Origin of the sequence: Pseudomonas sp. KBS0707 (assembly GCF_005937945.2) — a bacterium.
Classification (GTDB): domain Bacteria; phylum Pseudomonadota; class Gammaproteobacteria; order Pseudomonadales; family Pseudomonadaceae; genus Aquipseudomonas; species Aquipseudomonas amygdali.
Genome location: NZ_CP041754.1, coordinates 2,630,812 through 2,655,501 on the forward strand (window position 1 = coordinate 2,630,812; position 24,690 = coordinate 2,655,501).

The 24,690-nt window shown below is 58.3% G+C and carries 17 protein-coding genes and 4 pseudogenes; 13 read left to right on the plus strand and 8 right to left on the minus strand.

The window, feature by feature from the left end:
- Nucleotides 1–5: 5 nt before the first annotated feature.
- Nucleotides 6–1,096: pseudogene (locus FFH21_RS12430) on the minus strand (LacI family DNA-binding transcriptional regulator).
- A gap of 121 nt (nt 1,097–1,217) precedes the next feature.
- Here FFH21_RS12430 and FFH21_RS12435 point away from each other — a divergent pair.
- The 11 genes and pseudogenes from FFH21_RS12435 to FFH21_RS12485 all read left to right on the plus strand — a co-directional run bounded on the left by FFH21_RS12435 (nt 1,218) and on the right by FFH21_RS12485 (nt 13,666).
- Nucleotides 1,218–2,309: a fatty acid desaturase family protein gene (locus FFH21_RS12435; protein ID WP_004667662.1), complete on the plus strand. Its 1,092-nt coding sequence runs from the start codon at nt 1,218–1,220 to the stop codon at nt 2,307–2,309.
- 36 nt (nt 2,310–2,345) lie between these two features.
- Complete coding sequence (locus tag FFH21_RS12440) at nt 2,346–2,666, plus strand: MocE family 2Fe-2S type ferredoxin (RefSeq protein ID WP_004662436.1); 321 nt, start codon at nt 2,346–2,348, stop codon at nt 2,664–2,666.
- A gap of 18 nt (nt 2,667–2,684) precedes the next feature.
- Nucleotides 2,685–3,917: an NAD(P)/FAD-dependent oxidoreductase gene (locus tag FFH21_RS12445; protein WP_011168514.1), complete on the plus strand. Its 1,233-nt coding sequence runs from the start codon at nt 2,685–2,687 to the stop codon at nt 3,915–3,917.
- 1 nt (nt 3,918) lies between these two features.
- Nucleotides 3,919–4,755, plus strand: coding sequence for a sugar phosphate isomerase/epimerase (locus FFH21_RS12450; protein WP_011168515.1), 837 nt, complete (start codon nt 3,919–3,921; stop codon nt 4,753–4,755).
- 431 nt (nt 4,756–5,186) lie between these two features.
- Entirely contained in the window at nt 5,187–5,855 is a 669-nt protein-coding gene (locus FFH21_RS12455) for a DUF3313 domain-containing protein (RefSeq protein ID WP_004662440.1), read from the plus strand.
- 533 nt (nt 5,856–6,388) lie between these two features.
- A pseudogene (locus FFH21_RS12460) lies at nt 6,389–8,844 on the plus strand (TonB-dependent receptor plug domain-containing protein).
- A 41-nt stretch (nt 8,845–8,885) separates the two neighbouring features.
- Entirely contained in the window at nt 8,886–9,860 is a 975-nt protein-coding gene (locus FFH21_RS12465; RefSeq protein WP_011168517.1) for an amino acid ABC transporter permease, read from the plus strand.
- Nucleotides 9,853–10,638 (plus strand): amino acid ABC transporter ATP-binding protein, encoded by a 786-nt coding sequence (locus tag FFH21_RS12470; RefSeq protein ID WP_011168518.1) that lies wholly within the window; start codon nt 9,853–9,855, stop codon nt 10,636–10,638. Before FFH21_RS12465 ends, FFH21_RS12470 begins: the two co-directional genes overlap by 8 nt.
- A gap of 28 nt (nt 10,639–10,666) precedes the next feature.
- Nucleotides 10,667–11,585, plus strand: a pseudogene (locus tag FFH21_RS12475) (ABC transporter substrate-binding protein).
- Nucleotides 11,586–11,607: 22 nt separating this feature from the next.
- On the plus strand, nt 11,608–13,191 hold the full coding sequence (locus tag FFH21_RS12480; RefSeq protein WP_011168519.1) for an FAD-dependent oxidoreductase: 1,584 nt from the start codon (nt 11,608–11,610) through the stop codon (nt 13,189–13,191).
- A gap of 40 nt (nt 13,192–13,231) precedes the next feature.
- Nucleotides 13,232–13,666, plus strand: a complete 435-nt coding sequence (locus tag FFH21_RS12485) for a RidA family protein (RefSeq protein WP_011168521.1) — start codon at nt 13,232–13,234, stop codon at nt 13,664–13,666.
- A gap of 1,334 nt (nt 13,667–15,000) precedes the next feature.
- Here FFH21_RS12485 and FFH21_RS12495 read toward each other — a convergent pair.
- From FFH21_RS12495 to xylA, 5 genes and pseudogenes are all read right to left on the minus strand, one after another.
- On the minus strand, nt 15,001–15,387 hold the full coding sequence (locus FFH21_RS12495; protein WP_011168522.1) for a CesT family type III secretion system chaperone: 387 nt from the start codon (nt 15,385–15,387) through the stop codon (nt 15,001–15,003).
- Between the two features lie 143 nt (nt 15,388–15,530).
- Nucleotides 15,531–16,667 carry a sugar ABC transporter permease gene (locus FFH21_RS12500; RefSeq protein ID WP_011168523.1) on the minus strand — a complete coding sequence of 379 codons (1,137 nt, stop codon included), beginning with the start codon at nt 16,665–16,667 and terminating at the stop codon, nt 15,531–15,533.
- Nucleotides 16,668–18,224 carry a D-xylose ABC transporter ATP-binding protein gene (gene xylG / locus FFH21_RS12505; protein ID WP_011168524.1) on the minus strand — a complete coding sequence of 519 codons (1,557 nt, stop codon included), beginning with the start codon at nt 18,222–18,224 and terminating at the stop codon, nt 16,668–16,670.
- Between the two features lie 93 nt (nt 18,225–18,317).
- Nucleotides 18,318–19,321 (minus strand): annotated as a pseudogene (gene xylF / locus FFH21_RS12510) (D-xylose ABC transporter substrate-binding protein).
- Between the two features lie 139 nt (nt 19,322–19,460).
- Nucleotides 19,461–20,777: a xylose isomerase gene (gene xylA / locus FFH21_RS12515; protein WP_011168525.1), complete on the minus strand. Its 1,317-nt coding sequence runs from the start codon at nt 20,775–20,777 to the stop codon at nt 19,461–19,463.
- A gap of 182 nt (nt 20,778–20,959) precedes the next feature.
- On the opposite strand from xylA, the gene FFH21_RS12520 reads away from it, so the two are divergent.
- Nucleotides 20,960–22,159 carry a XylR family transcriptional regulator gene (locus tag FFH21_RS12520; RefSeq protein WP_002553371.1) on the plus strand — a complete coding sequence of 400 codons (1,200 nt, stop codon included), beginning with the start codon at nt 20,960–20,962 and terminating at the stop codon, nt 22,157–22,159.
- Between the two features lie 5 nt (nt 22,160–22,164).
- On the opposite strand, the gene FFH21_RS12525 is transcribed toward FFH21_RS12520, so the two are convergent.
- Nucleotides 22,165–22,932, minus strand: a complete 768-nt coding sequence (locus tag FFH21_RS12525) for a C1 family peptidase (protein ID WP_002553372.1) — start codon at nt 22,930–22,932, stop codon at nt 22,165–22,167.
- Nucleotides 22,933–23,333: 401 nt separating this feature from the next.
- On the opposite strand from FFH21_RS12525, the gene FFH21_RS12530 reads away from it, so the two are divergent.
- On the plus strand, nt 23,334–23,786 hold the full coding sequence (locus tag FFH21_RS12530; protein WP_004665230.1) for a DUF3237 family protein: 453 nt from the start codon (nt 23,334–23,336) through the stop codon (nt 23,784–23,786).
- Nucleotides 23,787–24,107: 321 nt separating this feature from the next.
- On the opposite strand, the gene FFH21_RS12535 is transcribed toward FFH21_RS12530, so the two are convergent.
- Complete coding sequence (locus FFH21_RS12535; RefSeq protein WP_004667660.1) at nt 24,108–24,539, minus strand: VirK family protein; 432 nt, start codon at nt 24,537–24,539, stop codon at nt 24,108–24,110.
- Between the last annotated feature and the right edge of the window lie 151 nt (nt 24,540–24,690).

Sequence of the window (24,690 nt, forward strand, 5' to 3'; positions counted from 1 at the left end):
GCCGGTCAGGCGTCGGTATTCTCCGAGGTCACGATCTGTAGCGGTACATACACCCGGTGCCTGAGCGGATCGAAGCTGTTGACGGTCTGCAACTCGATCAGCAGATTTACCAGTGCCTCGGCAATTTGAAGAGGCTGGGAGTCGATCACTACGTCAACCAGCCCGTTCGCGAGTGCGAGGCGCGACAGTTCGGTGGACTCCTGCAAAATGCAGCACAGCGCTGGACGTCTGGGCAGTTGCGAGAGGGCACTGATGATGCCGTCGCCACCACCGCCCACCACGCACAGCCCGCGCAGATCGTCATGATTGCCCAGCAATTCCAGGCTCGCCTCTTCGGTGATATCGCAGTTGTCGAGGTTGATCAGCGGCACCAGAGGACGTAACCCCGGCGCATGCTCTGCCAGGTAACTGTGTAGCCCTTCAACCCGCGCCTGATGACCGAGAAAGCGATGGCCGCCGAGCAGAATGCCGATGCTGCCTTTGCGAGCACCGCAGGTACGTGCCAGCAGCCAGCCCATGGTGCGTCCGACCTGATAATTGTCCTGACCGACGTAAGGCTCATCTGCCTTCTCATGAATGTCTGAAAGCAGCGCTATCACCGGGACGCCAGCCTGGCGAATCTGTTCAAGAGCAGCGTTGATCAGCGGGTGGGCGAAGCTGACCACCGCCAGGCCGTCACATTGCACTGCCAGTTGTTCGAGTTGGGCAACGATGGCGGCTGGGCTGCGATCAGTCACGTATTCGAACTGGCAGGTCAGATTGGCCCCGATACGACGTTGCGCGGCCTGGCCAATGGCCTGAGCGAGGTTGGCATAGAACGCCTGGGCGGTGTTCAGCAACAGAATGCCGAAACGGTAAGTGGGACGTTGCTCGACAATGCGCTGCGCAATCAGCCGTGCGGCGAAATAACCCACTGCTTCCGCGGCCTTCAGCACCTGCTCGGCGATAGCGGGGTTTACCGGAGCGCGGGCGTTGAGCACGCGATCGACAGTCGCGACACTCAAGCCTGCCTGCGCGGCAACAGTCGCGATGGTGGGGCGCTTATTGTTATTCATGCCATGCCCTTGAAGCGGCTTGATAGAAAACTATCAAGCACCGCAGATGCTCGATGATAGCTTGATAGTGAATGTATTCAAGGCCTTGAGAGGGGGGTGGGTGCTCTCTATATTTTCTTACGCAAAGTTCCTGAAACCTCACACTTGCGGAGAATAATAACAATGCCTCAAGACACTGCAGCCTGTCAGCGCGACTATAGCCTGACCGGCCCCGAAGCTGCCCGTGCAGCGGAAAAAGGCCTGGTATCTGCCGAGTGGTACCAGTCGCCCATCTCTCGTCAACGCATGAAACAATTGATGCAGCGCCGCGACGGCCCGGCCTTGCTCGACACCGCGATTTGGTTGCTGGCGCTGCTGGTCAGCGGTTTTGGCGGCTACTGGTTCTGGGGTTCCTGGGCATGTGTGCCGTTCTTCCTGGCTTATGGCGTTCTTTACGCCACAGCCTCCAACCCGCGCTGGCACGAGACTGGCCACGGCACCGCGTTCAAGACCCGGTGGATGAATGACGGGTTGTACCAGGTGGCCAGTTTCATGTGCATGTTCGAGCCACATGTATGGCGCTGGAGCCATGCGCGGCATCATACCGACACTATCGTGGTAGGTCGCGACCCGGAAATTGTCGAGCCACGGCCGCCGAGCCTTGTGATGATGTTCCTGAGCCTGTTTCAGATTCCCTTGCTGATCAAAACAATGGGCGGCGTGTGCCGACATGCTTTTGCGCACATGAGCGAGCAAGAGAAGGATTTCATCCCGGTATCCGAATGGCCCAGAGTGTTTCTGGCCGCGCGTATCTGGCTCGCCATTTATGCCGGAGTGGTTGCTGCGGCACTGTATCTGCAAAGCTGGTTACCCCTCATGTACGTCGGTTTGCCCATGCTTTATGGCGGCTGGCTGTCTTACCTGTTCGGCCTTACTCAACATGTGGGGCTGGCTGAAGACGTGCTCGATCATCGCAGCAACTGCCGCACTATCTACATGAACCGCGTGCTGCGCTTTCTGTACATGAACATGAACTACCACCTTGAGCACCATATGTACCCGATGGTGCCGTATCACGCGTTGGCGCAACTTCATGAAGAGATCCGCCACGACTGTCCGCCGCCTTATGCCAGCCTCGGCGAAGCCTTCAAGGAAATTATTCCAACCCTCCTGAGGCAGCGCCGCGACCCGACCTACTTCATCAAGCGCCAGGTGTCACATGCTTCAGCGCCTGCCACCGCCGCACGTCCCCAGCCTGAAGCGACCTCCGGCTGACACTTTCCGGTTGTTCCCGAACGAGAGAGAAAAACCATGAACAATCAATGGATTGATGTATGCGCCGTGGGCGAAATTGATGAAGAAGACGTCATTCGCTTCGATCACGGCCCGCATACCTATGCCGTATACCGTTCCGCCGACAACGAATTTTTCGCCACGGCGGGCCTGTGCACCCACGAAAAGATTCACCTCGCCGACGGGCTGGTAATAGATCACGTCATCGAATGCCCTAAACATAACGGCCGCTTCGACTATCGCAATGGCAAAGCCCTGGGAGCACCCGTGTGCGTCAATCTCAAGACCTTTGCCGTACGGGTCGAATCCGGGCGGGTTTTGCTTGCGGTCAGTGACTGAAAATCAGGAGTGCATGCCATGAATGCTCCATTGATTATCGTTGGCGCGGGTCATGCAGGTGGCCGTGCAGCGCTGACCTTGCGCGATCAGGGTTACGCCGGCCGACTGATACTGATCGGCTCCGAGCCGCACGTGCCGTATGAGCGCCCACCTTTGTCCAAGGGCGTGCTGCGAGGCTCCGTGGACCTGGCCGGTTGCAGCCTGTGTGCGGACACGCGCCTCACTGAGCTGGGTATCGAGCATCTGACCGACAACCCGGTAAAGAGCCTCGACACGCAGGGTCATCGCCTGCAGTTGGCTGACGGCGATGAGTTGCCTTACAGCCGATTGCTGTTGGCGACCGGGGGCAGGGCGCGTTGCCTGGCACAGATCCCCAGGCACCTGAGCAATGTTTTCTACCTGCGCACCCACGATGAAGCATTGGCGTTGCGGGGTGCCTTGATCCACGGTTCACGCCTGGTGATCATCGGTGCCGGGTTCATTGGCCTTGAAGTTGCGGCGACGGCGCGGGCTCTAGGCTGCCAGGTGATGTTGCTCGAAGCAGGCCCTCGTCTGGCCGGGCGCGTCTTGCCTGAAGAAGTGTCCCGGGCATTGCTGGATTTGCATCGGCAGCACGGCGTCGATGTACAACTCAATGTCGTGCTTGAAGGCGTGCAAGGCAATGAGCGCGCCGAGTCAGTGCTGCTGGTCGACGGCTGGAGTGTGCCTTGTGACGCAGTGGTTGTCGGCGTTGGCATGCAGCCGAACATCGAGCTTGCAGTAGCGGCTGGCCTTGCCGTGGGGCAAGGGATTCGTGTCGACGATCGACTGCGCACCAGCGCCCCGGACATCTTCGCCGCCGGTGATGTGTGTGAGTATCGCCTGCACCCCGAGGGGGTGTACCAGCGGCAGGAGACCTGGCGCAACGCCGAAGCGCAGGGGCGCCACAGCGCATTGAATATGCTGGGGAACGATCTTCCGTTCCAGGACGTGCCCGGCTTCTGGTCCGATCAGTACGACTGGAGCGTGCAGACAGTCGGTGTAACCACGCAGCCCCTGCCTTCAGCCAGCCGCGCATTGGCCTGCGGTGGGCGGTTGCTGTTCTACCTGGATGCGCAACAACGACTGCAGGGTGCCTGTGGCCTGGCGCTGGGCGACAGCGTTGCCAAAGATATCAAGCTGTGTGAGCGCCTGATCGTTGCCAGAACTCCGCTGAGCGTCACCATGCTCAACGACCCCGAGTGTTCGCTCAAACAACTGCTGAGGCTCTGACATGGACACATTTCTGGTATTTCAGTCGCTATGGGCCATGCAGGACCATCGTGGCCAGTGTGACCTTCCCATGGAGGCGCAACTGGACAGAATTGCCGCCGCCGGCTTTGACGGGATCACCGACCATTACTTGCATGCCCCCGATGTCATGCGGCTGCATGCCGCCGCAGAGGCCCGTGGCTTACAGATTGAAGGTCAGCTATTCCCACAGACAGTGGCCGATCTGGACAGGGCGCTTGAAGTTGCTTGCCGCTACGGTTGTCACCACCTGACTCTGCAGGCCGATGCACGTCCGCGGACGCTGGCCCAGGCGATTACGTTGATCGAGGGCTGGCAGCGTCTGGCCGAGCAGGTGGACTTTCCGGTTCTGCTGGAAACTCACCGTTACCGCCTTACCAGTGATCTGTTGTTTACCCTCGACGTGCTGGCGCAGATGCCGGACCTCAAACTGCTGGCTGATTTGTCCCACTACGTGGTAGGTCGGGAGTTGCCCGAGTCGGCGACGGCCGAGGACGACGAGCACATTCACAGCATCTTGCGCCATAGTTGGGGGTTTCACGGCCGTATAGCCAATAGTGAACAAGTGCAGGTGCCGTTGAGCTTTGCACAACACCGTCCCTGGCTTGAGCGGTTTTCAGCCTGGTGGCGTTACGGTATCGAAGATTGGCTGGCTCGACCGAATAAACCAGCCAGCCTGTCTTTCACGTGCGAGCTGGGCCCACCCCCGTATGCAATCACAGGGAGTGACGGGCGCGAAATTTCAGATCGCTGGAGCGAGGCACTGTTACTCAAGGATCTGATTCGCGGAATCTGGAATGATTGCCGTTCAAGGGTCTGACGGGTTCAGCCCGCTTGATGCGAATAGTGAACTCTTCAAAAGCATACCGATGTGTGCATTTTAGGTTGACGACCCATCGCCAACGGTTTAAAGCTATACACGTCGGTACAGTTTTGGTGGTCTCGCAGTTCATTGCAGACTGACACATATCCAGAACAGTCCGGCAGCGCCTCGCAGAGCAGTCTGATGATGATCGATTAAATGCCGTGCAACGCGGTACGTCGCGATCATGGATGGCCCTGCATCAGGCAAGAGAGTGCTCCGAGATACAGTGCCTCTGGAAAACGTGCTTCTGGATAAACGGTCCCGGGATATTACCAGTGCCCTTCAAAGGTACTGCCCGTGACGGTGCGTGCCTGATAGTAGTCGGGCTCGGGGATTGACGGTGAGTGCTTGAATTTCAATAACCTGATCACGCTGGAGAGTTCTGCATGCACTACGTTAAAAACATGAAGTTGGCCGGGCTGTTGTTATTGGTTTTTCTGGTCACGGGGTGTGCCAGTCACGAGCCGTCGCCGTATTCAGGAATCGAGTCATCACTTGAAATGCGGCCCAACAAACAGGACAGCTCGGGTCGTATTCCCTTCAAGTACTCGACGTCAGTCAACTGGAACCAATACGATAAAGTAATGCTTGAACCTGTGGTGATCTACTCGGGAGCGGATGCGCAATTTTCAGACCTGGAGCGCAACGAAAAGACCGTCCTGGCCAACGACATGACAGTCAGGTTCTCTGAAGCCCTGGGCAAGCATTTCCGGTTCACCGACACACCTCCACGCGGGACAATGCGCATTCGCCTCACCCTGACCGGGGCCGAGACCACTGTTACCGGGCTGTCTACATTCTCCCGATTCGATATCGGCATGGGGTCATATAACCTCGTTCAGGCCTCCAGAGACCGTGAAGGTACGTTTACCGGGTCCGTCAGCTATGCCGTCGAGATCTACGATGCGTCCACTTCGCAGCTTCTGGAGTCCTATGTCACTCGGCAATATCCAAAGGTTTATGACATAAGCTCGACCTTCGGGCGTTTGTCGGCGGCGCAGGCGGGTATTTCCAGAGGCGCGGATGAGCTGATTGGGTTGTTGCTCTCAAAGTAAAGCAGCCTTGGGAAGCCCGGCCTGATAATCGGGTCTTCCTGTCAGTCAGACACCTGAGAACTGAAAATGCTATTTGTGAATAATAAAATAAATATAAATCAAAAATAATAATATTGGCTTATGACCAAATAGAATTATATTTTCGAAATTGATTCCGTTATGTTTGGTTTCAACAGCCTACCCCTTACCTCGGATGGTACCAATCGTTATCAGGATTCTGCGCATCAGGCCGCCGTCGAGTGCGCCATGACCGAGGGATAAACCATTCCCCTCAAGCAGAATCGTTGGAAGGGAGTTCAACGTATGTTGCCTGTTCAATCCTGCCACTGGCTTTATTCCTCTCGCCCTGTCGTTGACAGGCGCTGCGCGTCACTTCTGCCGCCAACCGGCTTCTCACCCCACCGCTAGCTCATCGCGCAGGTTTTACCTGCACAGCCTGAAACGTGCGTACCGCGCTGTCCCTACGACAGCAGGAACGCCCGACTTTGCGATTTGCATGCATGGCTTCAATGACGGCCATGTCTGGAGTGAATATGAAGCAAGCTTTACACCGTGCCCGAGCCTCGACTGCCGTGCTGGGCTACTGCCCGCTGGCGTTGGCGATAGGGAGCGTTTTGCTGTCAGGGACGATTCAGGCCGAGGAAAAAACCTCCGAGGATGAGCGTCGTACCTTGTCCACCGTGGTGGTCACCGGTAATCGCGGTGCCGAGCAGCGCACCGTGACCAGCAGCCCGGTGCCGATCGATGTGGTCAGTGCCAAACAATTACAGAGTACTGGCAAGCCCGGCCTGATGGAGGCATTGAGCGCGGTCATCCCATCTCTGACACTGCCGGAGAAAACCGGTTGGGACGCCAGCGGCATTGCCCGTGCGCCCAACTTGCGTGGTTTGAGTGCCGCCGAGGTGCTGGTGTTGGTCAATGGCAAACGCCGCCATACCAGCGCGACTCTTAATATCAACGGCATCAACACCGGCGCTGCGCCGGCAGACCTCGATCTGATCCCGATCAGCGCCATTGATCATGTAGAAGTGCTGCGTGACGGTGCCGCGGCTCAATATGGCTCCGATGCCATTGCCGGGGTGATTAACGTCATCCTCAAGGCCGACACCAGCGGCACCTCGGTGACCAACGCCGGGCTCGGTTATGACGGCAAGAAGCAGACCGTGCAGCAAAGCCTCAATAAAGGCTTCGAGATTGGCGACGGCGGTATCGTGCAACTGGCGCTGGATGCCCGCAGCCAGAATGACGACAACAAGGCCAGCGCCAATGGCTACAGCTACGAACAAGCCTACGACCTGGCGGGCAAGTCCACGTATGGCGGTTACGGCACGCCGAAAACCAATCTGCTGACCCTGGGTTACAACGCCGAGCTGCCGATCGATGACAGTTTCAGTCTGTATTCCTTCACGACCTATTCGCGTCGCAAGGCCGAGCAGGGGCAGAATTTTCGCCTGCCGACCATTACCAATACGATCACCACCGGGCCCAATGGTTATCCGGCGGGATACAATACACACCGACCTGGTATATCGACGAAGACGATTTTCAGGCTGCGTTTGGTGGCAAAGGCACGCTTGGTGAATGGGACTGGGATCTGTCCAGCACTTACGGGCGCAACGAGGCGGAGCAGGGCACCACGCATAACCAGAACCCGTCGCTGGGTGAGGCCACGCCCAACAGCTTCACATCAGGAACGTGGATTTCCACCGAGCTGACCACCAACCTGGATTTCAAGCGCGGCTTTGACATCGGCCTGCAAAAGCCCCTCGACGTGTCCTACGGCCTTGAACATCGACGCGACACGTATGAGGTGCAGGCGGGCGACTATGAATCCTATGCCAACGGCGGTTACTGCATTGCACCGGGCAACTGTGCATCGTCAGGTGCGCAGGTCACCAACGGCATTTCGCCGGATGAAGAAAGCAGCGCCTCGCGCAACAGTGTCGCCAGTTATGTCGACGTAGGCTTCAACCCTGTGCCTGACTGGTATGTCGGCAGCGCAATGCGCTATGAACATTACAACCAAGGTGTGGGCGCGACCCGCAGCGGCAAGCTGACCACACGCTACGACTTCACCCCGCAGTTCGCCGTTCGCGCCACCGTCAGCAATGGCTTTCGTGCGCCATCCCTGGCCAACAGTCTGTTCAGTGCACGTTCGACCACTTACGGCGTGGTGGACGGCGTGTATCAGTCGATCAATTACGGCGTATTGCCGACCGGCTCGGGTGCCGCCAGAGCGCTGGGTGCCGAGGACCTCAAGCCGGAGCGCTCCACCAATTTCAGCCTCGGTTTCACCCTGACGCCTACCGATCAGTTGACCCTGACCGCCGATGCCTACGTGATCAATCTGCGTGACCGCATCACTCTGACCGGCACCCTGCTGGGTGATGAAGTCACTCAGGTGCTACTCAACAACGGCATCGATTCGACGTCGGGCGGCCAGTATTTCATCAACGGTGCCGACACCCGCACCAAGGGGCTGGACCTGGTCAGCAACTACCGCCAGGACCTTGGGCAGTACGGGTCAGTGAAGTGGACAGCGGCGTTCAACTGGAACCAGACAAAGATCCTCAGCTACAAGGAATCCACCTCGATCCTCGGTACTTCCTATGAGCTGATGGACCGCGAAGCGCGCAATCTGATTACCGGCGTGCAGCCGCGTACCAAACTGATTCTGGGCGGCGACTGGAGCATCGAGCGCTTCAACCTGAACCTGGCGCTGACCCGTTACGGTTCCTACAAAGAGGTCAATTCCTCAGCCAATCGCGATCTGGATCGGGTGTACAGCGCCAAGTGGATCACCGATCTGGACCTCGGCTACAACCTCAGCAAAAACCTCAACGTTGCCATCGGCGCAAAGAACCTGTTCGACATCTATCCAAGGAAACAGGGGGTTCCCAGCAGCACCATGGTCAGCAGTTACGGCACCTATTCGCCCTACGGTTTTACCGGCGGTTACTACTACACCCGGCTGACTTACGCCTTTTAAGGCCAGCACCTGAAAACCCCCATTGAGTGCGAGGAACAAGCATGCCCACTGTCGCCAAACCCTATGACTTCATCGACGAGACCAGCCGTTACCCGCTGCGCCAGAGCCGGGTAGCACAACCACCGATCAAGGCGATGCAAGTAGTACCCGCCCGGCATCCCGGTCGCTGGGTGGGGTCGATATTCGCTGCACTGGTGCTGGTCGCCATCGTGCATTCGCTGGCGACCAATCCGCGCTGGGAGTGGGGCGTATTCGGACAATGGTTCTTCTCGCCGTCAGTGCTGCGCGGCCTGGCCCAGACGTTGCTGCTGACACTGCTCAGCACTGTGTTCAGCATCATTCTCGGCACGGCGCTGGCGCTGGCACGCCTGTCGGGCTCACCGCTGCTGGCGGCGCTGGCCTGGGGCTACATCTGGTTTTTCCGCTCGATGCCGGCGCTGCTGGTGTTGATCATTCTCTACAATTTCGCCTACCTGTACGACCACATCGTACTGGGTGTGCCGTTTACCGATCTGGTCTTCGCCGAATGGTCAACGGTCGACGTGCTCAGTCAATTCACCGTGGCGGTCCTGGGCTTGAGCCTGATGCAGGCGGCGTATACCGCAGAAATCATTCGTGGCGGGCTGATCGGTGTCGATGCTGGCCAGCATGAAGCCGCTGCAGCCCTGGGCTTGCCGGCTTCGCGTCGGGTTTTCCGCATCATTCTGCCCCAGGCACTGCGCTCGATCCTGCCTTCGGGCTTCAACGAAATCATCGGCCTGGTCAAAGGCACTTCCATTGTTTACGTGCTGGCCTTGCCAGAGCTGTTTTACACCGTGCAGGTCATCTACAACCGTACCCAGGCGGTGATTCCGCTGCTGATTGTTGCCACTGTCTGGTACCTGATCATCACCACGCTGTTGACCAGCGCGCAGTACTACGTCGAGCGACACTTTGCTCGTGGCACGGCGCGTGTTTTGCCGCCCACGCCCTTGCAGCGAGTGCGCGGCTGGTTGAAGGAGAAGCATCATGAGTGAAGCCTCTGCACCCGTGCGCGCAGGGCGCATTCAGATCCAGGGCGTGGGCAAACGCTTTGGCAGCCAGCAGGTGCTCAAGGACATTGACCTGAGCATTGAACCGGGCAAGGTCACGGTGATTCTCGGGCCGTCCGGCTCGGGCAAGTCCACGCTGTTGCGCACCATCAACCACCTGGAAAAGATCGACAGCGGTTACATCACCATCGACGGCGACTACGTTGGTTATCGGCGCAAGGGTGATCTGCTCTATGAGCTCAAGGAGCGTGAAATCCTCAAGCGGCGCATCGAAGTCGGCTTCGTGTTTCAGAATTTCAACCTGTTCCCGCACCTCACCGCCTGGGAAAACATTGCTGAAGCACCATTGGCCCATAAACGCTGGAGCAAGGCCGAGGCGCAGGCAAGAGCAGGTGAATTGCTGGCCAGGGTTGGCCTGGCAGACAAGGTGGACGCTTACCCACGCCAGCTTTCCGGGGGCCAGCAACAGCGCGTCGCCATTGCCCGTGTGTTGGCGCTGGACCCCAAGGTGCTGCTGTTTGATGAACCTACCTCAGCCCTCGACCCCGAGCTGGTCGGCGAGGTGCTGGATGTCATCAAAGGGCTCACGCAACTGGGTGTCACGCTGGTGGTAGTGACCCACGAGATCGGTTTTGCCCGGGAAGTGGCGGATCACGTGGTGTTTCTGTGCGATGGCCAGTTGATTGAGCAAGGGCCGCCGGAACAGGTTTTCCACCATCCCCGACACCCTCGCACCGCTGCCTTTCTCGGCAAGGTGCTGTGAATTTCCCGCTTTCAAGGAGTGATTGCTGATGCTAGTGAATACCGCCCGCGTAGCCCTGCTGACGATAGCCGTCAGCGTGGCGCAAAGTACTTTTGCTTCCACCGCGCAACCGGTCGACCTCAGTCCTGACCGGCAACGCATTCATGTACCGCGTAACGAAGCGGCCATTGCGCAGATACCGGCGGGCTTTAAGTTTGCCCAGCCAGGCAAGTTCACCGTGGCCGTCTCCGGTGTGGCGGGGCCGCCCCTGGCGCTGCTGGCCAATGATGACAAGACCACCATCGGCAGCGAGGCCGACACCGCGCAACTGGTGGCGGACAGCCTGGGCCTGCAATTGAACGTGGTGCAGACCAGTTGGGAGGACTGGCCACTGGGCGTCAGTTCGGGCAAATACGACGCAGTCATCAGTAACGTCACCGTGACCGAAGCGCGCAAGAAACGCTTCGATTTCGCCACCTACCGCCAGGATGTCCTGGGCTTCTATGTCAAGACCAACAGCAAAATCAGCGAGATAAAACAGGCGTCGGACATCGCGGGGCTGAAGATCATCGTCGGCTCCGGCACCAATCAGGAAAAGGTCCTGTTGGCGTGGAACGAGGCTAACGAAAAGGCAGGTATCAAGCCTGCGCTGTTGCAGTATTTCGATGATCAGGCGGCTGCGCAGCTTGCCATTCAGTCGGGGCGCAGTGATGCGCTGTTCGGGCCCAATTCGGTGTATGCCTACTCGGCCGCCATCACCGGAGGCATTAAGCGGGTCGGCACGGTTAACGGCGGCTGGCCACTGCAGGCTGATATTGCCGTGACCACGCGCAAGGACAACGGTCTGGTCAAACCGATTCATACCGCCCTTGAAGGCGCGATTGCCGGAGCAAGTGTTGCAGCGCTGGGGCCTGGATGTGGAGCGCGTCGACAAGTCGCTGATCAACCCGCCCGGCTTACCGGATTGAGGCCTTCAAGGGAGCAAATGACATGGGACTGACACGACGTGAAGCACTTTCCAGCATTGCTGCGGTAGGTGGCGAAAAAGCCGTCAAGGACGCGCTTGCGGTACTGGGGCTGGGGCCTTCATCACACCGGCGGCCAAAACCTCTGAAACTCGGAAGCGGGCTGGGGCAGGGCACTCGCGTACTGGTGCTGGGTGCCGGAATCGCCGGGCTGGTGACTGCGCTGGAATTGACGCGGGCAGGGTTTACTGTGCAAGTGCTGGAGGCCCGTGATCGAGTGGGCGGCCGCAACTGGACGTTGCGCAGCGGCGATCAGGTGGACTACAAGGACGGTCGCACGCAGACCGTGGGCTTTGATCCCGGGCTGTATTTCAATGCCGGGCCAGCGCGGATTCCCAGCCAGCACCGCACGCTGCTCGACTATTGCAGCGAGCTGGGGGTGCCGCTTGAAGTGCTGGTCAACAGCAGCCATGGCGCTCAGGTCCGCCCGGACCTGCAACAGCCCGCGTTCACTGTCGGCCAGGCTATCAACGACGCCCGCGGCCACCTCTCGGGTCTACTGGCCACGGCGGTGCAGCGCGATGCTCTGGATGATGTGTTGAGCGGCGAAGAGCGTCAGCGCCTGTTAGCGTTTTTGCAGGTGTATGGCGACCTCTCGCAGGAACTGGATTATGAGGGCAGCCTGCGTTCCGGACATCAGGAGTCGCTCTCGCATCCGGGGGCATTGCCGACCAGTGCGCAGCCGGTAGGGCTGGAGCGCCTGCTGCATCCCGAGCTGTGGGGCGCGCTGCTGCACACTGAGTTTCCCGAGTTCTCGGCGACCATGTTTCAGCCGGTCGGCGGTATGGACCGCATCACCGACGCCTTTTACCAGCGCCTCACTGAACAGGTGCAACTGGGCGCGCAGGTGCGCCAGATTCGTCAACTGGAAGACGGTGTGGCGGTCACCTATCACGACAGACACAGTGGCCGTGAACAGGTAGTACGCGCCGATTATCTGGTCTCGACCCTGCCGTTGCCATTGCTGGCCAGGCTGGATACCGACTTCAGCAATCCGGTCAAGGCTGCTTTGCTGAGCACCCGTAACGATCAGGCGACCAAGGTGGCGTGGCAATCCCCGCGCTTCTGGGAAACCGATTACCGCACCTATGGCGGGTTGTCCTGGATCGACCATCCGGCGCGCCTGCTGCGGTACCCGAGCAATGACTTGAACACCCGCGATGGCCTGCTCGTCGCCGGTTACGTGACCGGGGAGGGTGCCGACGTGTTCGGCGCGAAACCGTTCGAGGCGCAATACGCAGCCTCCATAGAGGCGGTCGAACTGCTGCATCCCGGTTATTCGCATCACCTGCGTAACCCGTTGGCCGTGTCCTGGGAGCAGATTCCTTACAGCGAAGGCCCGTGGCTGCAACGCGAACATTTCCCGGCCGACGCCAGCGCCTTGCTGGATGAACCTCATGGCCGGGTTTACTTCGCTGGCGACGGGCTGGTGCAGAGCGGCGTGGGTATCTGGCAGGAATCAGCCGCCAATTCGGCGCGCCATGTGGTCGGGCAACTGGCCGAGCGGGTTATCCAGCAACGACAGACGGCGGCCCTCACGGCGTCCTGAGCCTTTATTGCAGCATCAACATCCATTGAGGAGTGACACCATGAGCGACAGCATTCAACGTACCAGCGTCGGCGATTTTCCAATCTCGCAAACCGTGACCGTGCCTGCCTCGGCCAGCCTGGTGTTCATCAGCGGCACCCTGCCTGACCTCGCTGACCCACACGCCGCGGCGGGTACGCCTGCCGCATACGGGAATACTGAGGTCCAGACTGTTTCGGTGTTCAACAAACTGCGCAATATGCTCCGGCAACAGGACCTTGATCTGGGCGATATCGTGCAGTTGCGGGTGTTTCTGGTGGGGGCCGAGGAAACCGGCGGCAAGCTTGACTTTGCAGGCCTGCAGGCCGGTTACACGCAGTTTTTCGGCACCCCCGAGCAACCCTTGAAACCTGCGCGCACCGCTTTGCAGGTAGTGGCGCTGCCGTTGCCCGGTGCGCTGATCGAAGTGGAAGCGGTAGCGGCCAGGCGGGCTTGAGCACCTTTCCTTCCCGGTAGCCTTTAAAGCGAGGGCTTCGATGGGGCAGCCTTTATCGGGCACAACGTTTTCCCAGTGCATCAGTAGATCTTCGCGCAGCATGCCCAATGCCTGTCGTTGGGTCTTCAGGTCTGGTGAGAAAAATGCCGCGTCAAATATGATGCCCATTCGCTCCTGGCTCTGCTCTGCTTGCAATCGCGCCTTTTTCGCCTGCTCGGGTTGCATGTCCGAGAAACTGAACACCGGGAGCATATTGCGTGACCAGCTCTCGGGCAAAGGCTGGCCGCTGGCGAGCAAGGCACCGGCATAACACTCAGCCAATTGCTGCGAGCCGCGCATCATTCCGGCTCTGTACAACTCCTGCTCGGTGCGGCTTGACGCAAGCCGGGGATAGATCTGGGCAGCGGCTTTGGCGACTTCACTGATGGCGTCATCGTCGCCGCCGAAGAACGCTTTCAGCAGCGTATCTTCGCCGACAGCACCTTCAATACGTTTCGCCGCAGCGGGCCATGAGTCTCCTGTGGCCAGTTTGAAACCGTGATAGGGGTCTTTGGCCAGAGGGATAGGCAAGAGGCGTTTCGGCGTGGGTAGTTTTTCCGTCAGATGAGTGGTCAGGCCTTCGTTCAAGGCTTTCCAGTGCCGATGATCAATGTGACGACCCCTGAACTCCGGGTGGGTGTAACAGTGTATGAACTCGTGCCCTGCGACCTCGGCCGGGTGACTTTCAAGCGCAATGTTGGGGTTCAGCTTCACCTGACGGGTTTTAACGTTCCACTGACCTGCGACGCCAGGGGGAATGTCGTGAGTGACGTCTGCCTTTGCTTTGAAACAGTTACTGTCTTTGGGAATGTAGGCGCCGTAACGCTCCAGAACCGTTCTGTTTCCCTGATCCAGATCGTTCTGAGAAGAGCGATGCTTTAAACTCATGGCCGCCCATATACTGCCTCCAGGATCTTTTGCAAAATCATCCGGATGCCTTGTCAATCGACATCCTGTCGAGAGCGCAAGGGTTCCTACCATCAGTTTCACAGAAAACCTGACTGGATCAATCCCCGGCTCTCGCTGGGCGCGTGCAGCTCCATTGTTGTCTGCAGCCGCGCTGCCTGAGTTTTCCTGAGCCGCCTGCGGTTCTCCACCTGACGATGTGCCGGACGCTCGTAGGCGTAACGACGATGGCGCGTCCATCGGTGGCAGTGGTCGCTGACCTTGCGCTGCATCCAGTCGCATTGGCGTGGGGCTTGTGGGGCCCTCGACGGCATGGGAAGCAGCGGCTTGTGCGGTAGGGGCAATCCCGTTCAACGTCGGCTTGTTCAACATGGGCTCTGTCCTCAGCGCTAACGCAGGCGCTGCGCGGTGTTACGCAACTCCTGCGTTGTTTCGGCAAAGTTAGCCAGCAGATTTTCGAATCGGGTCTTGTCCAGTGCGAGAAAGTCATGCTCGTAGGAATACACCAACGTGTTCTCGTCCGGGTTGATGGTCAACGCGCCGCGTCGTAGCCGCAGGCCCGGAAAAGCATGGGCAAGCAGCTTGCGCAAGAGGATGTCGTCCTGAGGGTCGGCACGCAGATTGATGATCTCGGCCAACATCGTGAGGCTATCGCCGTTCACATGCAGCGTGAGGTTCATTCCTTCCTGCCACTGTACGGCCTGTGTCGCAGAATTTCCGTTGGCCGCCTGACCACGCCTATCAAGCAGCTTTTGCAGAGTGGAGGATGAGTTCATTGCCAGTATCCGTAGAAAACCATATCGACGGTGAGTGGCCGGAACGCACGCTGTGGTTCCCGGTATCTCGATTAACCTGTGGGACCTGTCGAGACCGGCAACTCCAGAATAAAGTGTTCAGCACAACCTCTGACTTCTGCGAATCACCGCCGTCCGGCCCGTGTGCTCACGTCCACCCACACCGCCAGCACGAGGATGCCGCCCTTGACGATCATCTGCCAGTAACTGTCGACGTCGAGCATGGACATGCCGTTATCGAGACTGGTGATGACCAGCGCGCCAAGCAGTGCACCGTAGACAGTGCCCGAGCCACCGCGCATGGACGTGCCGCCGATAAAACAGGCGGCAATGGCGTCCAGTTCGCCCATGTTGCCGGCCGAGGGTGAGCCTGCAGCCAGGCGTGCGGTATTGACCAGCCCGGCGAAGGCACACATGACGCCCATGATGCCGAAGATCCACAGTTTTACGGCCTGTACGTTGATGCCGGATAACCGCGTGGCTTCCATGTTGCTGCCCACCGCATAGACGCGCCGTCCGAAAACCGTCTGGCTGGTGACATAACTGAACACACCGAGCAGGACCAGCAACAGCAATACCGGAACGGGGATTCCGTCGTAGCTGTTGAGCACATAGACAAACCCGCCCAACACAGCGCCGATCAATACCACGCGTAACACATCACGGATCATCGAATGTGCCGCCAGCCCGTGCAGGGCTCTATTGCGCCGTTGTTTCCAGGTCAGGAACAGCGTCAGGGCCAGCAACAGTACGCCAAGCGCTGTACCGACAGAGTGCGGCAAATATCCCTGGCCGACGTAGACCAGCGAAGGCGATACCGGGGCGATGGTCGTGCCGCCGGTAATCCCCAGAAGAATGCCGCGAAAGGCCAGCATACCGCCCAGCCCGACAATGAAGGAGGGAATGCGCAGGTAGGCCGTCATGTAGCCGTTGGCCAGGCCAATCATCAGCCCACATAGCGCAACCACGCTCAGGTTTGCCAGCAGCGGCACCTGGTAAACCACATCCAGAATCGCCGCCAGCCCCCCGAGCAGGCCCAGCAATGAACCCACCGACAGGTCGATCTCGCCACTGATGATCACCAATACCATGCCGCAAGCCAGAATGCCGGTGATGGACATCTGCCGCAGCAGGTTGGAAAGGTTGCGCGGGGTCAGAAACCCTCCATCGGTCTGCCAACTGAAGAACAGCCAGATCACTGCGATGGCAATCACCAGCGCAAGCATTTTGTAGCGGGTGAAGAACTGTTTGACCTGGTTCATCTATGCGGTCTTCCGGGCATTATTGTCAGGGGCATCGGGGTGGCTGAGCGCAGCGGCGAGCACCTGTTCCTGAGTGAGTTCATGGTTGATGAAGTCGCCGCGCAACTGGCCTTCGCCAATCACCAGCACACGGTCGGAGACTCCCAGTACTTCGGCCAGCTCCGAAGAGACCATGATGATTGACACACCTTCGGCCGCCAGCGCGCCCATCAGCTTGTAGATCTCGTACTTGGCACCCACATCGACGCCGCGGGTCGGTTCGTCGAGAATCAGAACGCGCGGGCGGGTCAGCAGCATCTTCGCCAGCACGGCTTTCTGCTGGTTGCCACCGGACAGGCTGGTGATCGGCAGGAACGGGCTGGCCGTCTTGAGATGCATGCGCGAGATTTCCCGGTCGATGCTGCCCAGCTCGGCTTCGGCATCGATGCGGGTCATTTTCGAGTAGGTATCGAGAACCGCGAGGGTGATGTTCTGACCAACGCCCAGGTCCGGAATAATGCCCTGACGCTTACGGTCTTCCGGGACCATGCACAGGCCGGCGCGGATTGATTTGAGCGGCGTGCGCGTGTCGACAGGTTGGCCGTCCAGCCACACTTCACCGGTATATCGGCCCGGGTAGGCACCGAACAGAGCGGACACCAGTTCGGTGCGACCCGCGCCTACCAGCCCGGCAATGCCGAGAATTTCCCCGCGCTTGAGAGCAAACGAAATGTCGTCGACCCGTTTGCGTCCGGGGTTATCGACGTCGTAACAGGTAATGTTTCGCGCCTCGAAAATCACCTCGCCGATCTCATGGGGTTCGGTGGGGTAGAGGTTGCTCATTTCGCGACCGACCATCTGGGTGATGATCTTCGGGATGTCCATGTCCGACATTGCGGTGGTGGCGATGTGCTTACCATCGCGGATCACCGAAATGGTGTCGCACACGGCCGCCACTTCATCGAGTTTGTGCGAAATGTACACGCACGCCACGCCCTTGGCTTTCAGGTCACGAATGATGTCCAGCAGCACCTCGATTTCCGAGCGTGTCAGGGCAGAGGACGGCTCGTCGAGAATCAACAGACGAGCTTTCTTGTTCAGTGCCTTGGCGATTTCCACCAGTTGCTGATAACCGCCGCCGTACTGGGAAACCGGCAGAGCCACGTTCATGTCTGGCACTTTGAGCTCACGCATCAACACTTCGGCGCGATGGATCATGGCCGGGTAGTTCATGCGCCCACCCGGGAGCGTCAGTTCATGACCCATGAAGATGTTTTCGGCCACCGACAGGTCAGGCACCAGCGTGAGTTCCTGATGAATGATGACGATACCGGCTGCTTCCGTTTCGCTGATTGACTGCGCCTTGAGGGGGGTGCCGTCCCAGAGAATCTCGCCGTCCCAGGTGCCGTAAGGGTATACCGCCGACAGCACCTTCATCAGCGTGGACTTGCCCGTGCCGTTTTCGCCGCACAGGCCGACGCATTCACCGGGCCGGACCTTTATGTCAATGCCGTTCAGGGCTTTGACGCCGTCAAAGGTTTTGACGATGCCGTTCATTTGCAACAGATAGTCGGACATGGCACAGGCTCACACGGGGATCCAAGGGCGTGCCTGAGCCTGCGCAGCCGTTCTGCACAGGCCCAGGCTTTCTATCGACTGATTATCGATAGCTCACTGGCCGCCCATCTGCGCCTTGGTGTAGAACCCGTCTTTCTCCAGCAGGTCGATGTTGTCCTTGGTCAACGGTGTCGGGGTCAGCAGGATGGTGTCGACTTTCTTGCTGCCATTGTCGTACTGCGCGGTAAAGGCAGGCTTCTCGTTGCGCACCGGTTGCACCGACAGTTTGGCGGCTTTCGCTGGCAATCAGCTTCAGTGGCTTGTAGACGGTCATGGTCTGGGTGCCGTCAATGACCCGCTTGACCGCCGCCAGGTCCGCATCCTGCCCCGAGATAGGCACTTTGCCGGCCAGTTTCTGTGCGGCCAGCGCCTGAATCGCGCCCCCGGCGGTGGCGTCGTTGGAAGCAACGATGCCATCGATCTTGTTGTTATTTCGGGTCAGGGCATTTTCAACAATGCTCAGGGCTTCAGTGGGGTTCCATTCCTTCACCCACTGTTGGCCGACGATTTTGATATCGCCCTTGTCGATGGCTGGCTGCAGCACCTTCATCTGACCTTCGCGCAGAATCTTGGCGTTGTTGTCAGTGGGGGCTCCGCCTAGCAAAAAGTAGTTGCCCTTGGGCGCTGCTTTCAGTACGCCGCCGGCCTGCATTTCGCCGACCTTTTCGTTATCGAAAGAGATGTAAGCGTCGATGTCGGCGTTGAGGATCAGCCGGTCATAAGACACCACTTTGATCCCGGCCCTCTTGGCTTCGGCAACGGCGTTGGTCAGCACGGTGGCGTTGAACGGCACGATGACAAGCACATCGACGCCGCGAGAGATGAGGTTTTCGATCTGCGATATCTGTTTCTGCTCGTTGGCATCCGCCGACTGTACGTAGACCTTGGCGTCCAGTTTCTCCGCTGCCGCAACGAAGTAATCACGGTCGCGTGACCAGCGTTCCAGACCGCAGGTCATCGATGGAAAAACCGATTTTCGGGTGGGCGGAGTCGGCCATGACCGGCAGGGACAGCAAGGCCAGAGCGCTGGCAAGCAGCGTGCGTTTCAGGGTGTTCATAGGGTGCGTCCTTTTATTGTTGTTCGAAAGACACTTCATGATGTGCAGCGTAATGCCGGTGCAACTGTAAAACGTTGTCGGACGCCGCGGGCACAGATTTGTCGTGAGAATGTCACTGCGGCGTCCGTTCAGCCTTGCTTCAGAAGTAGATAAAGCGGTTGACCACTCCTTCAAGCAATTCCTGCCGACCGCTGACGGCTTGTGGGTTGAGGTCTTTGTCGAACGCATGCTTCGCAAGCGACTCGAGGCTGAATTCACCCGCCAGCAACGACTTTCCGAAAGGCTGCTGCCAGCCTGCGTAGCGCTGGTCCTTGAACTGCTGAAGCTTATCGTTTTGCACCATGGCCGCTGCGCGCTCCAGCGCCAGGGCGAGCACATCCATGGCGGCAACGTGGCCGTGGAACAGGTCGACTTCGTCGAGGCTCTGACGACGGACCTTGGAATCGAAATTGTAGCCGCCATTGGTGAAACCACCGGCCTTGAGAATCTCGTAGGTGGCGAGGGTCATCTCCTCGACGCTGTTGGGGAACTGGTCAGTGTCCCAGCCGTTCTGCGGGTCGCCGCGGTTGGCATCGATGCTGCCAAAGATCCCCAGCGAGACTGCTGTGGCAATTTCGTGGTGGAAGCTGTGTCCGGCCAGGGTCGCGTGGTTGGCTTCGATGTTGACCTTGATCTCTTTTTCCAGACCGTACTGCTGCAGAAAACCGAACACCGTAGCACTGTCGTAATCGTACTGATGCTTGGTGGGCTCCTGCGGCTTGGGCTCGATCAGCAAGTCGCCTTTGAAGCCAATCTTGTGTTTGTGCTCGACCACCATACGCATGAAGCGGCCCAACTGTTCGCGCTCCTGCCTGAGGTCCGTATTGAGCAGGGTTTCGTAGCCTTCACGACCGCCCCACAGGACGTAGTTGGCCCCTTTGAGTCGCTGGGTGGCGTTCATGGCACTGAACACCTGAGTCGCGGCGTAGGCAAATACTTCAGGGTCCGGATTGCTGGCGGCCCCTGCTGCAAAGCGCGGGTTGCTGAAACAGTTAGCGGTGCCCCACAGCAGCTTGATCCCGGTCTGCTCCTGATGACGTTCCAGCTGATCAATCATCTGCGCGAAGTTGTTGCGATACTCCTTGAGCGAGCTGCCTTCCGGTGCCACGTCGGTGTCATGGAAGCTGTAGTAGTCGATGCCGAGTTTGGAGAAAAACTCGAAAGCTGTTTCAGCCTTGCCGATAGCCAGCTCCAGCGGGTCCCCGGAACCTTGCCATGGACGCTTGAAAGTGCCGACACCAAACATGTCGGCGCCCGGCCAGACGAACGTGTGCCAGTAGCAGGCCGCCATGCGCAAATGCTCGCGCATGGGTTTGCCGAGAATCAGTTTGTCGGCATCGTAGTGACGAAAGGCAAGGGGCGAGTCGCTGTCAGGGCCTTCGTAGCGAACCTTGTCGACGGCGGGGAAGTACGGCATCTGCGTTTTCCTTATTGTTCTTGGCGATGCCTCGATACTAGCAACGGCCCCAGGCCTGCTGATTATGAAAATCGTCAACGCGCAGTGCGATTTTGAGTATTGAGATTGGTCCCTTGCGGGCCTAGTCTGTGTTGAGCGATGTAGTGCTTATCGAATCAATATAAAAAACCGGCATAAAAATAATGAAAACCGTACCCCCCGTTCACCGTATTGCACTGTTGTTCAACGGCAGCAAAATCTATGACCGCGGCATCATCAGCGGCATCGGCAACTACCTAAGCAGTACCCGGGTGTCCTGGGATCTGTTTCTGGAGGAAGATTTTCTCTGTCGCCTGAAAGGCATCGAGCGTTGGCAGGGTGACGGGATCATTGCCGACTTCGACGACCCGCTGATTGGCGAGGCGTTGGCTGGCATCAGGCTGCCGGTGGTGGCGGTAGGCGGTTCCTATCAGGATCAGCGCGCCTACCCGAAGGGCATTCCCTATGTCGCGACCGACAACCACGCCTTGATCAAGGCCGCCTACGAGCATTTGATAGTGGCCGGGCTGACCCGCTTTGCCTGCTTCAGTCTGCCTGAGGCTCAGGCCAATCGCTGGGCGCAGGAGCGCGAGCAGGCCTTTCGTCGACTGCTGCAGCGCGACGGCCTGCACGCCGAGGTTTATCGCGGCCTGGGCACCAGTGCACCGCTCTGGGACAGCGCTGTGGAACAGCAGATCGCCTGGCTGCAAAGCCTGCCCAAGCCTATCGGCATCATTGCCGTGACCGATGCCCGCGCCCGTCAGTTGTTGCAGGCCTGCCTGACTGCCGGAATTGCCGTGCCTGAACAAGTGGCGCTGATCGGCATCGACAACGATCCGTTGACCAGAACCCTCACGCGTGTACCGCTGAGCTCGGTGGTTCAAGGCACCGACACAATGGGCCGAACCGCCGCGCGCCTGCTGCACCAGATGTTGCATGGCATGCCGTCTTCCGGCACCCACATTCTGATACCGCCGGACGCTGTCAACGTACAGGCTTCGAGTCTGCACCAACCGTTGGGGGACCCCTATGTCATGCAGGCGTTGCTGTTTATCCGGCAGTACGCGTGCCAGGGCATCAAGACCGCACAGGTAGCCGCGTACGTGGGCGTTTCGCGCTCGTCGCTGGAAGCGCATTTTCGCCGGGTGCGGGGCTGTAGCGTGCATGACGAGATCCTGCGTTTCAAACTGGCCGCTGCCGCACACGGGCTGCAAAATACGGACTGCGCAATTGCCGACATCGCACGCGATTGTGGTTTCCGGTCGGCGCAATACCTGCATACGGTCTTTCGCCGGGAATTTGGTTGCACGCCGCGAGAGTACCTGCAAGGTGTCAATGCGGCAGTGCAATGTCCAGGTGCCTGAGAAGGTCAGGCAGCCACGACCCTTATCGTCCAGAAGTCGGTGGACAGATTTTCATCCAGCAGATAGCTGTACGGCAGGGTGAAGTAGCCTTCCATGCCCCAGCCAGTGCCCCATGAGTTGCGCAGGATGAAATGCTGATGGGCATCGTTGTAACCCACCGCCAACACGCAGTGCCCTCCGAGCATTTTTTCGTGAGGGCCCGGCATCGGGGCATGCCCGGTCTGGGCGACTTTCTTGCTTTCAAAGCTCTCGTAGACGGAAAAACCAATGACAAACGGATAGCCTGCCGCCAGGCAGCCTTTCATCTGGTTGAGGTTTTGCGCAACCTTCTGGTAAGACACTGCTTTGTATTTTCTAGCGTCCTTGTAGCAGGCAGCCGGAGGTTTGACAGCGAACTTTTCAATGTCATAAGGCCACTCTTTTTCAGGGCAATCACCTTGCTCCGCTACACTTTTGATTCCGTGGCGGATCATCGCGCCGCTGTCCGAATCGACGGTATGCTCAATGACCCTTTCGTTGTAGTAGATAAACAACCGCGAGGGCTCGAATGCTGGCGTCAGCTTTTGCTTCATGCGATCGAACTGAATCGCTCCGGCAATACCGTTCGCGGTACAACTGCCCAGTTGGCCCTGGTCGTATACGGGCGGGCAATGGGGACGCAGATCAACCATGTGTGGGAGCGCCGCCAGCGCCGTTGTGGGGGCCGCATAAAGATGATCTCGATGATCAGGCAGATCGCGAATCCATCCATACTGTTTCACGGTATAGGTCATTTCGTATCTCCTTGTAAGACACTGTCGGAAAAGTTGACAGTCCTCATGTAAACAGGTTTTTGGCAGGCGCGGATTAAACTTCATTTAGTAAGTAGTGAGCTATGAGTTGGCCGAGTGGGCTCATTTGGCCAGTACTGTTAGTTGAGTAATAGGCCATGTGAATCAATTTTTAAATGAACTTGCGGAATAGAATTTCCGCTTTTTTCTGCGCTGGGTACGAGCCACAGAGATTGATCGAAAGTGGCAAAACGATACTGCTTTACAGACGCTTATCCTAAGCCTCATAAGCGTACCGGGTGGTACATTTAAATTAACAGCATGCGATGTCCGGGCTAAAAGAAACACCTCGGTACAGTTATGGGCAGGCGCGAGCCACCGCATGCAAGATGAGGGGTAGAGGGATGGAGACGATGCAACTGCATGAAATACTGGCTGCTCACCTGCGTATCGATAAGCCGCAAGCGCTTTGTAACCCTCAACGGGGGCAACGCAGCAGCGGTGAGATACTGGGAGGAGAATTTACCGGCGATCGATTGCAGGGGCAGGTTCTTCCGGGAGGTAGCCTTTTTCTCGTGCCCCAGGATGACAGCCTTGCACGATTCAGCCTGTACTACACCTTGCTGACTGACGACGGAATAAAGATAGATGTCGTCGGAGAAGGGCTCGTGGCCTTCGATGAAACGGACCGCGCGCCATTCGCCGAATCGCGCTGTCGGTGCACGTGCAGCAAACAGTTCAGCGTTCCTTCCGGCGCTCATGATTACCTGCAGAGAAACCTGTACGTCGGCAGATTAAATATAAAAGCCGGGGATGACCGCCTGCGTGTCAGTATTTATCAGGTTAACGAGATATAGAGAGCCTTCAAAGAAGCGCGTGGGTGTGAAAGCAAGTGTCAAGTGTGTTATCAAGGTATAAACCTTGTCGCTGACACTTGGCGGGGCGGCGTGATGGCGTTTAAATCATTTTTGCTGGTTATGTATATAACCAGAGACTGGTCAGTCTGACAGGGCTGCTTGCGTGCAGACTGGGTTCAACCATTCTCAGTTTATCAATCGGGTTTGAAGTGCTCGAAATTGTCCACCAATAAGCAATTCAAGCGTTACTTTCAAGGGCGTGAGGACGGTCTGTCGCCCACGCCGGATATATGTCTGGTTCATTTGGTTGTGGCGTGACCGTTACTGGCTGGCAAAAAAGCTTAGTCCTTTGCCGATCGCGCATTCATAACTCACCGGATTGCCGACCTGCTGGTAGCCGGGAACACTCAGCGTCGTCATGCTGAATACGGCACTGCCATTAGAGCGTATCTGGTAGCGAATGAACTGCTCGATGGGCTTGTTATCGCGATCGAGGGTGAAGTGGCTGTCCGAGAACGCGAGGGTGCCGTCGGGAGTGATGCGGTAGGCATCGATGCGTTTGCCGCCTTTGGTTTTGGACGGCTCGGCACCCGCGACCGAAGACTTGCATTGCCCAAGATCAATCGCCACAGCGACCGACTGTCCGGTGTTCAACGCCTGGACGATAGCGGGGTAGCTGACCAGCGCGTCGCCAGCGTGAGCAGCACCGGGCAGTGCAAGGGCAAGTAATGCGGCAGCGTAATAATGTTTCATGGCAACTCCAGTAAGTCAGTCTGAAGGTTGAAAAGACCGTCATCTCGTGGTTATCGAGCGTCGCGAAACCTACCATAAGGTTTCCTTGAAGTGGGCCCTGAATAGCAGTGGCACGGCTCTGATTCGACGTTCTTCATTCTTTTTCTCGATC

Excerpts from the sequence above, each read along its gene's own strand:
- FFH21_RS12435 (WP_004667662.1), top strand. The coding sequence starts at position 1,218 with ATGCCTCAAGACACTGCAGCCTGTCAGCGCGACTATAGCCTGACCGGC.
- FFH21_RS12440 (WP_004662436.1), top strand. The coding sequence starts at position 2,346 with ATGAACAATCAATGGATTGATGTATGCGCCGTGGGCGAAATTGATGAA.
- FFH21_RS12445 (WP_011168514.1), top strand. The coding sequence starts at position 2,685 with ATGAATGCTCCATTGATTATCGTTGGCGCGGGTCATGCAGGTGGCCGT.
- FFH21_RS12450 (WP_011168515.1), top strand. The coding sequence starts at position 3,919 with ATGGACACATTTCTGGTATTTCAGTCGCTATGGGCCATGCAGGACCAT.
- FFH21_RS12455 (WP_004662440.1), top strand. The coding sequence starts at position 5,187 with ATGCACTACGTTAAAAACATGAAGTTGGCCGGGCTGTTGTTATTGGTT.
- FFH21_RS12465 (WP_011168517.1), top strand. The coding sequence starts at position 8,886 with ATGCCCACTGTCGCCAAACCCTATGACTTCATCGACGAGACCAGCCGT.
- FFH21_RS12470 (WP_011168518.1), top strand. The coding sequence starts at position 9,853 with ATGAGTGAAGCCTCTGCACCCGTGCGCGCAGGGCGCATTCAGATCCAG.
- FFH21_RS12480 (WP_011168519.1), top strand. The coding sequence starts at position 11,608 with ATGGGACTGACACGACGTGAAGCACTTTCCAGCATTGCTGCGGTAGGT.
- FFH21_RS12485 (WP_011168521.1), top strand. The coding sequence starts at position 13,232 with ATGAGCGACAGCATTCAACGTACCAGCGTCGGCGATTTTCCAATCTCG.
- FFH21_RS12495 (WP_011168522.1), bottom strand. The coding sequence starts at position 15,387 with ATGAACTCATCCTCCACTCTGCAAAAGCTGCTTGATAGGCGTGGTCAG.
- FFH21_RS12500 (WP_011168523.1), bottom strand. The coding sequence starts at position 16,667 with ATGAACCAGGTCAAACAGTTCTTCACCCGCTACAAAATGCTTGCGCTG.
- xylG (WP_011168524.1), bottom strand. The coding sequence starts at position 18,224 with ATGTCCGACTATCTGTTGCAAATGAACGGCATCGTCAAAACCTTTGAC.
- xylA (WP_011168525.1), bottom strand. The coding sequence starts at position 20,777 with ATGCCGTACTTCCCCGCCGTCGACAAGGTTCGCTACGAAGGCCCTGAC.
- FFH21_RS12520 (WP_002553371.1), top strand. The coding sequence starts at position 20,960 with ATGAAAACCGTACCCCCCGTTCACCGTATTGCACTGTTGTTCAACGGC.
- FFH21_RS12525 (WP_002553372.1), bottom strand. The coding sequence starts at position 22,932 with ATGACCTATACCGTGAAACAGTATGGATGGATTCGCGATCTGCCTGAT.
- FFH21_RS12530 (WP_004665230.1), top strand. The coding sequence starts at position 23,334 with ATGGAGACGATGCAACTGCATGAAATACTGGCTGCTCACCTGCGTATC.
- FFH21_RS12535 (WP_004667660.1), bottom strand. The coding sequence starts at position 24,539 with ATGAAACATTATTACGCTGCCGCATTACTTGCCCTTGCACTGCCCGGT.